13 protein-coding genes are annotated in these 14,314 nt (G+C 51.5%); 11 read left to right on the top strand and 2 right to left on the bottom strand.

Going from position 1 to position 14,314, the window contains the following annotated elements:
• Positions 1 to 213 precede the first annotated feature (213 nt).
• Positions 214 to 441: a hypothetical protein gene (locus AABN02_RS00415; RefSeq protein ID WP_338412946.1), complete on the bottom strand. Its 228-nt coding sequence runs from the start codon at positions 439 to 441 to the stop codon at positions 214 to 216.
• A gap of 40 nt (positions 442 to 481) precedes the next feature.
• Entirely contained in the window at positions 482 to 1,762 is a 1,281-nt protein-coding gene (locus tag AABN02_RS00410; protein ID WP_338412945.1) for a glycosyltransferase WbuB, read from the bottom strand.
• Between the two features lie 379 nt (positions 1,763 to 2,141).
• On the opposite strand from AABN02_RS00410, the gene AABN02_RS00405 reads away from it, so the two are divergent.
• The 11 genes from AABN02_RS00405 to AABN02_RS00355 all read left to right on the top strand — a co-directional run bounded on the left by AABN02_RS00405 (position 2,142) and on the right by AABN02_RS00355 (position 14,297).
• Positions 2,142 to 3,080: a GDP-L-fucose synthase gene (locus AABN02_RS00405; RefSeq protein ID WP_338412944.1), complete on the top strand. Its 939-nt coding sequence runs from the start codon at positions 2,142 to 2,144 to the stop codon at positions 3,078 to 3,080.
• Positions 3,081 to 3,127: 47 nt separating this feature from the next.
• Positions 3,128 to 4,252, top strand: a complete 1,125-nt coding sequence (gmd, locus tag AABN02_RS00400) for a GDP-mannose 4,6-dehydratase (RefSeq protein WP_338412943.1) — start codon at positions 3,128 to 3,130, stop codon at positions 4,250 to 4,252.
• Between the two features lie 48 nt (positions 4,253 to 4,300).
• Positions 4,301 to 5,899 carry an aldolase catalytic domain-containing protein gene (locus AABN02_RS00395; protein ID WP_338412942.1) on the top strand — a complete coding sequence of 533 codons (1,599 nt, stop codon included), beginning with the start codon at positions 4,301 to 4,303 and terminating at the stop codon, positions 5,897 to 5,899.
• A gap of 10 nt (positions 5,900 to 5,909) precedes the next feature.
• Positions 5,910 to 6,596 (top strand): hypothetical protein, encoded by a 687-nt coding sequence (locus tag AABN02_RS00390; protein WP_338412941.1) that lies wholly within the window; start codon positions 5,910 to 5,912, stop codon positions 6,594 to 6,596.
• A 1-nt stretch (position 6,597) separates the two neighbouring features.
• On the top strand, positions 6,598 to 7,236 hold the full coding sequence (locus AABN02_RS00385) for an HAD family hydrolase (protein WP_338412940.1): 639 nt from the start codon (positions 6,598 to 6,600) through the stop codon (positions 7,234 to 7,236).
• Positions 7,233 to 8,057: a hypothetical protein gene (locus AABN02_RS00380; protein ID WP_338412939.1), complete on the top strand. Its 825-nt coding sequence runs from the start codon at positions 7,233 to 7,235 to the stop codon at positions 8,055 to 8,057. Before AABN02_RS00385 ends, AABN02_RS00380 begins: the two co-directional genes overlap by 4 nt.
• 23 nt (positions 8,058 to 8,080) lie before the next feature.
• Entirely contained in the window at positions 8,081 to 9,244 is a 1,164-nt protein-coding gene (locus AABN02_RS00375; RefSeq protein WP_338412938.1) for a glycosyltransferase, read from the top strand.
• Complete coding sequence (locus tag AABN02_RS00370) at positions 9,231 to 10,517, top strand: lipopolysaccharide biosynthesis protein (RefSeq protein WP_338412937.1); 1,287 nt, start codon at positions 9,231 to 9,233, stop codon at positions 10,515 to 10,517. The genes AABN02_RS00375 and AABN02_RS00370 overlap by 14 nt, the downstream gene beginning before the upstream one ends.
• 7 nt (positions 10,518 to 10,524) lie before the next feature.
• Entirely contained in the window at positions 10,525 to 11,697 is a 1,173-nt protein-coding gene (locus tag AABN02_RS00365; RefSeq protein WP_338412936.1) for a glycosyltransferase family 4 protein, read from the top strand.
• Positions 11,694 to 12,779, top strand: coding sequence for a glycosyltransferase family 4 protein (locus AABN02_RS00360; protein WP_338412935.1), 1,086 nt, complete (start codon positions 11,694 to 11,696; stop codon positions 12,777 to 12,779). The genes AABN02_RS00365 and AABN02_RS00360 overlap by 4 nt, the downstream gene beginning before the upstream one ends.
• 84 nt (positions 12,780 to 12,863) lie before the next feature.
• Positions 12,864 to 14,297: a hypothetical protein gene (locus AABN02_RS00355; RefSeq protein ID WP_338412934.1), complete on the top strand. Its 1,434-nt coding sequence runs from the start codon at positions 12,864 to 12,866 to the stop codon at positions 14,295 to 14,297.
• Positions 14,298 to 14,314 lie beyond the last annotated feature (17 nt).

Raw genomic sequence — 14,314 nt, 5'->3', positions numbered from 1 at the left:
ACACGGCGCGTGAACGCAGGCGCAGCAGTCCGCTGGCTGCCAACAGCAGCCAGACGGCGGCGGCGAACAGTGCGACCGACCACTGGCGGTTGCTGCCCAGCGGCAACGGCAGCCACACCAGCGCGACAACGAAAAGGCCCAGCAGGCCGCGCTCGGCCTGCTGGGCCCAGGAGAACTTCGTCAAGGAAGACCCTGTTTGTCAGTGAAATCGCATCAGCACGGCGTGATGCCGGGGCCGCCACGCCTGCACGGCGGCACCACGATCACCGGAGCCGGGGGGGTCGGACGGATCGGCGGGCGAACCACTGGCGGCGTACCGCGCGGACCCGCCCGCGGAGCCGTCTGGGCGACGGCCTGGAAGGACGTTGCCGTGACCACCACTGCCGCGACTGCCATCAGCAGCCCCTTGATCGATCCCTGAACTTTGAACTGAGAAGTCATGCTTCCGCTCCTTAAATTGAAATAAACGACTGAAGTGGAATTATCCACTCCTACCAGAAGTCTGAGTGGTTTCCAAGGGAAGCTCAACCCCCGCAATCGTGTGGTCTGTACACGCTTGCAGGCACATGTTGAGCCGTCCCAGCACCACGGAACGAACCAGGTGCTTTCTGGCGTAGTCATTGGCCTTGGCACCCAACTCTGCCCGCAGGCGCGGCTGTTCTGCCAGATCAACCAGCGCCTGCGCCAGACTCTTTGCGTCACCGGGCGGCACGACGCGGCCGCACTCCATGACGACGTGTGCAAGTTCGGTGCCGGCCTCGGCCGTGGTGACCACCGGGCGGCCACTGCCCAGCATGCCAGACAGCTTCGAGGGCATCACCAGATCCGCCGCACCCGGGTTCTGGGGCAGCAGGTGGATGTCGGCCATGTGCAGCAGCTCTGCCAGGCGTTCCGCCGGTTGCAGCGGCAGCATGCGCACATTGGCCAGTCCTTCGCAGGCGGCCTCCAGCTGCGGCTTCATCACGCCATCGCCGCAGATCACCATCACCAGCCGCGGATGGTCCGCGATCAACTGCGCGGCCTCCGGCAGCAGATCCAGGCCTTGCTTGCCACCCAAGGTGCCCGAAAACAGGGCGACCACGGCGTCTTCCGGAATACCGAGTTCTTCCCGGTAGCGGCTCTTGCCGGCAAATTTCTCCACGGCCTGGTCACCGACCCAGTTCGGCAGGAACACCAGCCGTGCGCGGTCGACACCTTTCGACTTCGTGCGGTCCAGCATGCGCCACGAGATGGTCGAGACGCGGTCGAAGCGCTTCAGCAGCCAGCGTTCGATGCCCGTCACCACCTTGCGCACCAGGCCGGTGTCGTTGATCAGGCCCAGCTCGAATGCGGCGTCTACCTCGAAGTCCTGCACATGCAGCCAGGCGCGCGCACCAGACAGGCGCGCTGTCAGCCACCCGCCCGGCGCAGAGGTGAGTGCAGGTGCTACCACCATGACCACCTGAGGGCGCCAGAACAGTTGCATCGCCAACACAGGCAGAGCCGCAATTGAAAAACTCAGCAAGTGGACGATGCGCTTCAGCCCGGACGGTGCCGCGGGAACCCACAGCGGAACACGCCACACATCGACGCCGCACCAGGTGTGGCGCGCATAGCGGTTGGCCCAGCCATCACTGATGCGCCAGTCGGGGTAGTACGGAGGAGCGGCGACCACGCGAACCTGATGCCCCATGGCCACCAAGCCGGCGGCCATGTCCCCAGAGTACTTGCCGATGCCCGTCGGCTCTGGGTGAAAGTTGATCCCATGGATCAGAATCCGCATCGCTCTTTTTCTCCCGCGGTGTTGTAGTGTGCAGGGGTGGATCCAGCAAGGCCTGTGCCCGATGTCGCACCCAAACGACGTCGAAGTTTAGTACAGCCCCTGTGGCGCCTTCAGGTCAGAACGCACGGACCACCGCAAACACGGGTGATTACGCATTGACCGTGAGAAAAACGACTCGTTTCCAGTTCTTATCCTGAAGCGTGTGCTGGACACCAGTGATCTCGATCCGATCTACTAAGATCCGGCACGCGATCTGCGTTGCTGCTTCGTGCCGTATCTGCTGCCAACTGCTTGCGGGCTTGTTCGCAAAAGTTACTTTTTGAATCATTTTTGAGTGCATGCCGGTTCCCAGGCACCGGCGCATCCATCCACATCTCCCATGAACACTATCGCCCTGCACTCCAAGATCTTCGTGACCGGACACCGTGGCATGGTCGGCAGCGCGCTGGTGCGCCGTCTGCAGGTCGGTGGCTACACGCAGATCGTCACCCGCAGCCGTGCGGAGCTGGATCTGCTGGACCAGCGCGCGGTGCGGGCCTTTCTGGAACAGGAGCGGCCTGACTACATCTTCATCGCCGCGGCCAAGGTTGGTGGCATCAACGCCAACAACCTCTACCGCGCCGATTTTCTCTATCAGAACTTGCTGATCGAGGCCAACCTGATCCACGGCGCCCACCTCGCCGGTGTGCAGCGCCTGATGTTCCTGGGCTCCAGCTGCATCTACCCGCGCGACTGCCCGCAGCCCATCCGGGAAGACTACCTGCTCACCGGCCCGCTGGAGCCGACCAACGAGCCGTATGCCATCGCCAAGATCGCCGGCATCAAGCTCGCCGAGGCCTACAACCACCAGTACGGCCGCCAGTACGTGAGCGTCATGCCCACCAACCTCTACGGCCCGAACGACAACTACGACCTCGCCAACAGCCACGTGCTGCCCGCACTGATGCGCAAGGCGCACGAGGCCAAGCTGCGCGGTGACGATGAATACGTCGTCTGGGGCAGCGGCACCCCCATGCGCGAGTTCCTGTATGTGGACGATCTTGCCGACGCCTGCGTCCACCTGATGGAGCGTGGCTACGACGGCCCGCTGGTCAACATCGGCACCGGCACCGACGTCACCATCCGCGAGCTGGCCGAGACAGTCATGGACGTGGTCGGCTTCCAGGGCCGCATCACCTTTGACGCCACCAAGCCTGATGGCACCCCCCGCAAACTGCTTGACGTCAGCCGCCTGGCGGACTTGGGCTGGACGGCCAGGACCGGTCTGCGCGACGGCATTCGCCTTGCTTATGAATCAGCCCTGTTTCACAACGCCTGATCCAGTTCTCCATTCCACTCAAATTTTTCAACGGAAGTAACGAACCTATGTCGACGAACAAGAAGGTTGCCCTGATCTCGGGCGTGACGGGTCAGGATGGCGCATATCTGGCCGAACTGCTCCTGAAGAAGGGCTACGAGGTCCACGGCATCAAGCGCCGCAGCAGCCTGTTCAACACCGATCGCATCGACCACCTGTACCAAGACCCGCACGTCGACAATCGCCAGTTCACGCTGCACTACGGGGACCTGACCGACTCCACGAGCCTGGTGCGCATCATCCAGCAGGTGCAGCCGGACGAGATCTACAACCTAGCGGCCATGAGCCACGTGGCCGTGTCCTTCGAGACGCCGGAATACACCGCCAATGCGGACGGCATCGGCACCCTGCGCATCCTGGAAGCCATCCGCATCCTTGGCCTGGAAAAGAAGACCCGCTTCTACCAGGCCAGCACCTCCGAGCTGTATGGCCTGGTGCAGGAAATCCCGCAGAAGGAAACCACGCCGTTCTACCCGCGCAGCCCGTATGCCGTGGCCAAGATGTACGCCTACTGGATCACGGTGAACTACCGCGAGGCCTATGGCATGTACGCCTGCAACGGCATCCTGTTCAACCACGAAAGCCCGCTGCGCGGTGAAACCTTCGTGACCCGCAAGATCACCCGCGCCGTCGCCCGCATTGCGCTGGGGCTGCAGGACTGCCTGTACCTAGGCAACATGAGCGCGCTGCGCGACTGGGGGCACGCCCGCGACTACGTCGAAATGCAGTGGCTGATGTTGCAGCAGGACAAGGCTGAAGACTTTGTTATAGCTACAGGCGTGCAGTACAGCGTACGGCAATTTGTCGAGCGCGCGGCGGCTGAGCTTGGAATCACCGTCAGGTTCGAAGGCGAAGGGGAGCAGGAAATTGGCGTAGTAGAGGCGGTCGCCGGCGACAAGGCCAAGTGCAAGGTGGGTGATGTAGTCGTAAAGGTGGATCCACGTTACTACCGCCCGACCGAAGTAGAGACGCTTCTGGGCGACCCGAGCAAGGCAAAGGAGAAGTTGGGCTGGGTGCCAACTACCCCATTCGAACAGTTGGTCAGGGAAATGATCGAGAGCGACTACAAAGCCGCTCGGAAAGACAGTCTAATCAAGCTAGCCGGTTTTCAGGCTTTTGATCATCATGAGTAAGACGGCTCATCGCCACAATTCACAATTTTGATACTAAGGAATTAAATAATGCCTACTACTTACATCGATTGCACTCTCCGTGATGGCGGCTACTACAACAACTGGGATTTCAGCGAGGAACTGGTTAATGAATATCTGAAAGCCATGCATGAAATTGGCATGGACTACGTCGAGATCGGTTTTCGAAGCTTGGACTCCAGAGGATTCAAGGGTGCTACTGCCTACAGTCGTGATTCATGGATATCCGGACTAGAGCGGCCCAACGGCATCAAGCTGGGTGTGATGATCAACGCAGCCGAAATTGTTGGCGAACCAGCCTCTATCAAAGAGAAAATTCACAAGCTCTTCCCAGAGACAAGTCGAAGTCACATTGATTTGGTAAGGTTTGCATGTCACGCCCACGAGTTCAAGGATGCGCTCATCGCTGGAGGAATTCTCAAGCGAATGGGTTATATCGTTGGTGTGAATATCATGCAAATTGCCGAACGGTCGTATGATGAAATTGCAGAGTTGTGCGCTAACGCTACGCCGGAATGCCTGGACATCCTGTACTTCGCTGACAGTATGGGTGGGTTGACCCCAGTGGAAACTCAGAAAATCGTCAGGGCCATCCAGCAACAATGGTCAGGACCCATAGGGATCCACACCCACGACAACATGGGCCTAGCGATGTCCAACACCAAGGCAGGCATAGAGGCCGGGGCTACTTGGGTGGATAGCACCGTTACGGGCATGGGCCGCGGACCAGGGAACGTCAAGACGGAGTTGGTGGCCATAGAACTCATGGGAGCGGAAGGGCGACTCAACGCATTGCTGAAACTCATTAGCAAGCAATTCGGCCCCATGCAAGCTAAGTACGGTTGGGGGACAAACGCATACTACTATCTGTCAGGTAAATATGGAATACACCCAACCTATGTACAGGAAATGCTGTTTGACGAGCGCTTTCAAAACGATGACATTCTAGCAGTGCTTGACCAATTGAAATCAAGCAAAGGAAAGAAATTTTCTCATAGCGAAATTGTCAACGGTCCCATCTATTACCGAGAAAAGTCGAAGGGCGTTTGGCAAGCTGGTGCCAAGTTTTCTGATCGTGAAGTTCTTATTATTGGAACTGGCAGCGGTGCCACTAAGTATGCCAAGCAGATCGAGGCCTATGTGCGGGAGGCAAAGCCATTAGTCATCGCCCTGAACACAGGCTGCCCTATCCCCGAGGATCTCATCGATATCCGGGCTGCTTGTCATCCGATTCGCCTGATGGCGGACAGTGCATTTTATACTGAGCACGCTACCCCACTGATGGCGCCGATTTCTGACATGACTGCGGAGCTTCGGGATAAGGTACTCGGTGCAAATGTGTTGGACTTCGGAATGCGCGTTGGAACTGGCTTCGAATATGAGGCTTGTAGCTGTGTTACACCCAATTCACTTGTGATTTGCTACGCGCTGGCAGCCGCAAACGCAGGGGGCGCCAAGGCAATCCATCTCGCTGGCTTCGATGGATATCCACACGGCGATTCACGCAACGATGAAATGGACCAAGTCATATCGCACTACTTGAACAACCAAAAATCGCTGCCCATTGATTCGTTCACGCCGACTATGTATAAAATAAAAGAGACCAGCATATACGCTCAATCCAAGTAAGGGGATGATAATGAAAATATCCGTATTTTTGCCATGTCGTGCGGGCAGCGAGCGCGTTCCAGACAAAAACATGAAGCCCTTCGCAGGAATGGAGGGCGGGCTCGTCAAGCTAAAGTTGTCCCAACTGAGCAGGGTTCATCAAATCCATAAGATCTACCTTTCTACCAACGACAGCCAAGTCATTGAAATGGCCCAGTCCATGGGGATCGCTAATCTTGTTGTCCATCGGCGTGAAGAATCGTTGGCCACTAGTCAGACCAGCACGGATTTACTTGTAGGTCATGCGAACAGCCTGATTGAGGAAGAACACATCCTCTGGACACATGTGACATCACCCTTTTTCGACGAATTCAGCCTGTCCAGAGCTATTGATATGTATTTTGAAGCGAGATGCTCCGGGTACGATTCGCTGATGACCGTTAAGAAGATTCATGGGTTTCTCTGGGCAGACGGCAAGCCATTCAATTACGATCGAAGTATCGAAAAATGGCCCCGCACGCAGACCATCAAGCCAGTTTACGAGGTCGACAGTGCGGCATTTATCGCGCCGAAATCCACCTATGATGAGCTAGGCGACAGAATCGGGCGGCGTCCTTATCTGCTCGAATCCACAGAGTTAGAAAGTTTCGATATCGACTGGCCGTCCCAGTTTGCACTCGCCGAGCGTCTGTACGCCGACAAGATTGGGGCTAAGTAAGATGTTTGTCTTTGACTGCGATGGTGTAGTACTCAATTCCAACGAGATCAAGAATAACGCTTTCCGTCTTGCGCTTGCAGGCTGTCCCCAGGCAGAAGTCGATGCATTTTTGGCGATGCATCGAGCGACAGCTGGAGTGAGCCGTTTTGCTAAGTTCGAATGGATGGCAAACCGCGCACGCGAACGAGGCTACCCGTTCGACTACGCCGAAGCACTTGAACAGTATGCAGAGACCTGTCGAACCAAGTTGTTGGCGTCAGATATTGCCCCCGGGCTAAGCAAAGCGCGCGAAAACTGCGATGAAGTGTGGGCGATTGTCTCGGGGGGCGACCAGGAAGAGGTGCGGGAAGTGCTAGAACGTAAAGGCGTGGCACATTATTTTGACGGCGGGATCTACGGCTCACCCAGAAACAAGATTGAGCTACTTTCTGAACTGAAAAAGTCTCATGATTTGGCCAGCTCGATCTTCTTCGGTGATTCTGCCTACGACCATGATTCTGCAATACAGTTCAAGATGACATTTCACTTTGTCTGGGGGTGGACAGAAATGGCAGAGTGGAATGACTATTGTGCGTCAAGAAGCTCGGTAAGCGCAGTACACCGCTACGTAACAGACTATTTCGGTCAATCATTGTCATGAGTCTCTGGGAAAAAAAGTTATTTGCCGACGATTGTTTGTATGCGGCTTTAAATATTGTTAAGTTGCTGCGCTGGAGTATATCGACTGGCAGCAGTAAAGGTCTCGTGCAACACAACCGCGCCTTTCAAAATTTGGCCAATGGCAAGCGATGCTTTGTACTAGGCAATGGGCCTAGCCTATCTGAAGAAGATCTTTCCAAGATTGCTGGCGAGGACGTATTTGCCTGCAACTTTTTTTATAGACATCCACAGGCGAAGGTCTGCCGGCCAAAATACTATTTTATAGTTGATCCAAAACTGGAAAATGGTGAGTGGCCTGCAAGTATGATTGATGAGCTTTATGCTATTTGCTCGCCCGACTTATTATTCTTAAATGCCCGAGTAAACAAAGTACAGCCTGTACATTCTAGAGTCCGTCCTGAAAGTACCGGTTGGTTGGAAATATCGCAGACGCTCAATAGATTCTATAGATTTAATGGTGGAGTGGACAGACCTATAGCCGCAGACAATGTCACCAAAGCTGCTATTCAGGTGGCAGTACACATGGGATATAAAGAAATCTACGTATTAGGCGTCGATGGAGATGGATTGTTTCGAGACCTTCTGGGGGAGCGGCCGCACTTCTACAACGTCGAGTTGGTCAATGAGAATGTTTCCTATGATCATATGGTAAAGAATTTGTGGTTTTGTACTGAAGGTTTTAGAACATGGGCGCTGATGGCACGAAGTCTTAGAGGGAACGGGGTTGAATTATTTAATGCATCTAAATCCGGGTTAATGAACTGTTTGAAAAGAAGGCGGCCATCGGAATTAAACCAATGACAGTCCCGAGAAACTTTGATCGCGTGATTCTGTTGACGCATCCAGCCCATATGCCGTTCAATAGTATTCACAGGTTTAGCGATCTTTTGCTGTCAAAATTGCACGAAGAGGGTATTTCCGCCTCAATGTTGACCTCTAGGAGCTATGCGGCACCTGGTGAAGTGATTCGCCTATCTGTGAAAATTTTGCGGTACATTGATCAATATTTTTTATTTCCATGTCGGCTTTTACGGCAAGCTTCATCCAATGATGGGCGGATTTTATATATATTTGTTGATCAGGCATTAGGTCCGTGGATTCCATTGTTATCGCGACAGCTGCACTGCATATATGTGCATGATTTCGCAGCACTGCGAAAAAGCCGAGGGTATTTTGTAGGGTTGAGTTCAAATATTAAGGAGCGCATTAACCAATCATTAATTGCAGCTGGCGTAAAGCGCGGAAGATGCTTCATTTGTATATCAGAAAAAAGTAAACAGGATTTACTGCAACTGGTATCGCCATCTAACCTAAGTAGTCTAGTTGTCATACCAAATGCGCTGAATTCAAACTTTCAGGCGTTAAAAAAAACTGAAGCGCGTAAAAGTATTGGTTTGAACGTGAATGGTGGAGAGCGACTATTGGTTTATGTCGGAACATGTGCATTCAATAAGAATGTTCCAGGCTTGCTGTATATCCTCGCTGAACTAAAAAAGCGATTGATTGGCGGAATTCGCCTGCTGATGATTTCAGAATTGCCTGATGAGATATATAAACTAGCCTCTGATCTTGGTATTAAATCTAACATCATCGTATATCGCAATGTTGATTCTTTGGCGTTAAATCAATTCTACAGTGCCGCTGATTTAATGATAATGCCTTCTATACACGAAGGGTTTGGATGGCCGCTGATAGAGGCGCAAGCTTGCGGCACACCAGTAATTACAACTGACGAGTCGCCAATGCGGGATGTTGCAGGCCCACACTCGCTGTTTATTCCTCCATTAAAATCGGCGCAGGCACTTTCGGACTGGGCGGAGACGACTGTGTCTTCCATGATTCATCTTCTTGATTTAAAGGAGGAGGAATACGAACTGCTACGCGAAAAGTGTATTAAATGGGCGCAACAATTTCAGCAGCAGGCAATATATAGGCGTTATTTCGATTACTTTGATTTTATTGCAAAGGATCGATATGTCAGTTCGTAAAACTATTGTTGGAATACTTTTTGGTAAGGTTGCCCAGTCAGTAAGTAGAATAGCTCTGGTTCCGATCATCATTGCTACACTTGGGCCAGAGTCATATGGGGAGTGGCTGCTATATAGTAGTATTACCGCCTGGGTTATGATGAGTAACATGGGGGTCGGCTCTCTTATTGCTAATGAAATGTCGCTGAAATATTTTTCTGATGATCTTAATGGCGCCAGGGAAAGCTATACATACGGGTTGCATATTTGTGCGGGAATTTTACTGGTTGTCGGGGTAATTTCGTTCGTAGTGGTTTGTGGTTTGCATTTTGCTGGATTTCTGGATTTTACAAAGGCTGCTGCCATTGTCTTGCTTGCAGTTTCAGTGCCGGTGTCATTTTTTGCGGAAGTAATTGGTGCTAGACTGAGATTGGTAAATAAAAACCACATCGGTGGAATATTGTCAGGTGTGCGGGCATGGACGGAGCCCCTTTTGACAATTATATTTTTAGGCATTGCTAAAAATATAGTATCACTCGCGCTTGCAGTATTTCTTAGCGCTGGAATTCACGTTGTTTTGACATTTATAATTGCTCGATTGAAAGAGCGTAGCTGCCATCGCAAGAGACTGTCTCCTCCATTCTCTACCTATATTGCAATAGTCAGATCTGGTATGGGATTCATGGCGTTTCCGTTAGGCAATGCCATTGTATTTCAAGGGTCACTTATGGTAATCGCAGGAGTACTTGGTCCGATGGCTGTGGCCGTATATGGAACCACAAGAACTGCAACCCGCGTAGTAAATCAGCTACTTGAGGTACTTAATCAAGCTATTTGGCCGCAACTGACGATGCTGTATGCGGAAGGGCGGAACCTTGAGCTCAAGCAATTATGGATGAGGGCCACTTTAATATCGGCATCTACGGCGCTGTTTGCCGCCATTGCATTCGCGATATGGGGTCCTGAACTCTATCGTTTATGGGTACGTAATTCAATCGAGCCGAATGGATCACTGTTCATTATTTTGGCGATCGGGATACCGCTTGGTGCGACATGGTCATCGGCTGGCATCCTTCTGCTGGCTTTAAACAGACAAATAATCTATGGACGCTTATATTTTGCTGGTAGTGTGCTGTTTATGGTCTTGGCATATATGTTCTCGACAGAACTCAACCTTATGGGCGTAGCTCTTGCGTCGTGCTTATTTGATGGGCTGATGGTAGGCACAACATTTATTCTTGTGGCTAGGTTTTTAAAAAGCGAGGCTGTCCTCAGCCCGCAAAATTTGAAGTAAATCTATCATGAAGATCACGCAGGCCACCTGGGTACGGTACCACCATTTCGACCTCGCTCGCGAGCTGAATCATATGGGGCTGTTGGGAGACATATACTCTACGCTACCTTGGTGGCGACTAGATGCGGAGGCAAAGTCAAATTCTATAGAGCGTTCGAGAATCCACGGATTTCCTTACGTTACCGGAGTCCGACGAGCAGCACGGGTACTGCTTCGCGGAGCCGCCCCCGTAGACGAAAAATTGGCTGTTTTGGATACAAAGATATTTTCGCGATGGCTCGCAACAAAAATTAAGGATGTTGACGCATTTATAGGCATATCTGGAACTGGATTGCATGCAGGCAGGAAGGTCAAGAGCCAAGGTGGTGTTTATGTCATGGACAGGGGTTCAGCTCATATAAGGGAGTCGAACGACATTCTCGATCGAGAATATAAGCGTTGGGGTCATGAATGGCGGCCAATCAACTCTTGGCTAATGGAGAACGAGGATCGCGAGTCCGAAGAGGCGGACTTAATTACGGTGCCTTCTGAATTCGTGGCAAGAACGTTCTACGCAAGAGGTGTGGACCGAACAAAGGTGCGTGTTATTCCTTATGGAGTAAACCTCAAGGAGTTTTACCCCGCGGATGATTTTGAAGCTAGGCGTGTTACGCATCAGTTCAATCTATTATTTGTCGGAAATTTCTCGATCCGTAAAGGCGCAGGCTACCTCTTGGAGGCTATGAGATTGTTACAGAAGGACAAGGTGCAACTTACGGTGGTAGGGAATATTCCCGACGAGACGCAGCAGTTGATTAATAAGCTAGGTAGTGAAAGAATTACTTTCAAAGGCGTTGTGCCTAGGAGTGAAGTAAGACAGTACATGTCACAGGCCGATGCGCTCGTACTTCCGAGTGTGGAAGAAGGGCTTGCCTTGGTTCAGGCACAGGCGCTTGCCTGTGGGTGTCCAGTCATCGCAACTCCGAATACCGGGAGCGAGTCGCTTTTTAGGCATTTGCAGGAAGGGCTGATCATCGATCCATATGATTCGGCGTCGATAGTGGCCGCTGTTCGCCAGTTGCATGGAAGTCCTGAGCTGCTACTTAAGATGAGAGTAGCGGGAGTTGCGATGACGGCGCAACTTGGTGGTTGGCGTAACTATGCTGATGGCATCGTGAATGCAATCAGGAGCGTTCGATGAACGTATATATATTCTATGGTCGCGTGCGTCAGTATGGTGGTATTGAAAGAAATATCCTAGCGCTTGCTCAAGTCGTGGCTGCAAGCGGTATCACTCCCGTTCTCATTTGTTTTGAAGATCAAGTTGATCTACATCGCGAATCCGGTGGTGTGCTCCAGGTAAAAGTGATTGGCTCCGGCAATATGCTGAAGCGTGTATTGCGCATCAGGGAGATTGTTGCAGCGAACGCCAATGACTCTACAAGTCTGATCATATGTTTTGGTGTATGGGGTGGAGCCTTTTTAAGCATGACTGGGCTGGGATATCTACTTCACTACACTGATCCCCCCAGTGTGATGCCAGAAATGGTTTCATGGTTTCAAAAGGTGAAATTCAGCCTTCTTTCAAACGCTGCAATCCGTCGTGCAAAGTCATGTATCACGATGACTGAAAGGAATGCAAGAGAGTTGCGGCATAGGTTTGGTCGAGATTTCGACGTCATTTATCAAGGGGGTGTCCCTCCGCCCGTTGGATTTGAAATAAATTGCGACAATAGAGTGTTGCGGTTGGTGAGTGTATGTCGTCTCCATGCATCAAAGAATCTCGACTGGGCGATCGAACTGCATCAAGCTTGTATGCAGGATGAGAGACTCAAGGATAAATTCACTCGCATCGAATTGCTGCTAATCGGAGATGGTCCTGAACGCGACAAGCTACAAGAGATGGCAGTGAAGTCAAACTCTGTTGACTCAGTTAAGCTTCTTGGGTTCTGTACTAGCGAAGAGATCGAGCGAATAATGGCTACGGCGAATATTGCTGTAGTTCCAGGTGTGCAGGGCTACGGGTTGCCGGTTCTTGAGGCGCTATACCGGGGTATGTACGTTTTGCTCAATGAGGCTTCAGGAATATCCGAAATTCTTGGTGAAGACGCTCGTGTGTGCATCTCGCGCAATAGCAAAGCGGATTTCATTAAATCCGGGATAGATTTTTTGTCTGCGCTTGATATGAAATTGCTGCCTGATGTATATGTTAGTTCGCGTGGCGAGCTGCCTACAGAAGATTCATGGGGGCAGGCGCTAGGTCGGGCAGCTCGATGGTGGTAAGCGATGGTTTTCGGATTTAGACTGCTAATCATATGCTGCCTAGTTTTGCAGCTTGTGCTTGACCATTCTCTGGACAATGTGTTCTTGGCATTCGTCCTGTCTACAGTATGTTTCGTTGCGATTGAGTACTACCGTGTGCGTGCGACTAGCTTGGTAAGCCTCGTTCCTACACTCATGATGGTTTTTTTTGCACTCGAGTTCGCATTCTTGCCATTGGTATTAAAGACGCTGGATTGGCAGGCAGTAGTTGAGCGACTTAATTCTGCGCCGGTTACCGCTATTGTTGTCTGTTTGACCGGGATTTCAATTTTTTTGGGTGGAATGCTACTGGATTATTTTCGGCGTGGTCCGCTTGGAGGCTCGTTTGCGTATAGGTTTGGTTTCTTGGAGCCGCTGAGCTTTCGGCACTGTATGGCCATGGGTGGCCTCTCTTTGGTCTTATGGTTGTCTACTTTTGTCGCTGGTGGGCTTGTATCAAAAATATTATTCCCGGTTTCGGTTTTGATACTTGTGCCATTTGCATGTCTTGCAAATTCGGATGCGTTTACTCATTCAAAGGTAGGATATTTGTATTTGCTGTCGTATTTTGTTGTTTTGGTTTTCCTGTCTGCTGCTTTAAATGCACGAGGTATTGCAGCTGAGGCCGTGGTTGTTGCTGCAACATCGTGGTTGGTCGGTAGGACTAGATCGACCAAGTCATTAAATGTTTTAAATTTACTGATTATTGTATTTCTGGGAGTGGTGGCATTCTTGTTTTTTGAACGATTTGTTCTTGCTATGGGGGTTGCTCGTGAGGTTCGCGGCGCTGTATCTATGGCGGATATGGTGGATTCGACGTTAAGGATTTTTATCGATACTGATAGATTGGCAGAGTACCGTGCGTTTGGAATGGAACGGGCCATCTATGGTGGATATAGTGAAGGTTACGTGGACTCCACATTGCTATCTCGCTTTGTTGGAATTAAGTTTTTGGATAATTTTTTATTTTATGCATCTCAGTTGCCGGACGGCAGTGAGTCGCTGCTCTCAGACGAGCGGATGAGTGGATTAGCTCGATTGTTGCCTGGCCCCTTGGCATCATTTATTGGAGTCAATGTCGATAAGGGTGATATATTTTCAGTTGGCGACTATTTGTATTACCTATATTCCGGGATTGGGTTAGGTGAGTGGAAAACTGGGAGTTTGATTGGTGACTTGTGGTTGATCTCTGGTGGGTGGTTTTATCTTCCCTTGACGGTGCTGATCGTTGCTCTGCTCTGTGCAACAGTCTCTGTTTTTCTTGAGGCTCCTGGCGTTTCTGTTTCACCGCTTCTATTGGTGTTGTCTTGGAAGTTGTTTGGTACTACTGCGGCCGTTGGATTCGCTGGTGATTCAATCGTCAGCTTGCTGTCCTTTCTTTTAAGAAATTATTGGCAATTCCTTGGGGCATATTTAATCGTTAAATACCTCAGTCGAATAATTGTCCTGATTAGCAATAATCTTCAGCAAGACGCCAGCCGAAGGTCAGGCGTAGCGTAGAGGGCAGACAAAGCGCA

This window comes from uncultured Sphaerotilus sp. (assembly GCF_963924895.1).
Classification (GTDB): Bacteria; Pseudomonadota; Gammaproteobacteria; order Burkholderiales; family Burkholderiaceae_C; genus Sphaerotilus.
This window is presented reverse-complemented; position numbering and strand designations above follow the sequence as displayed.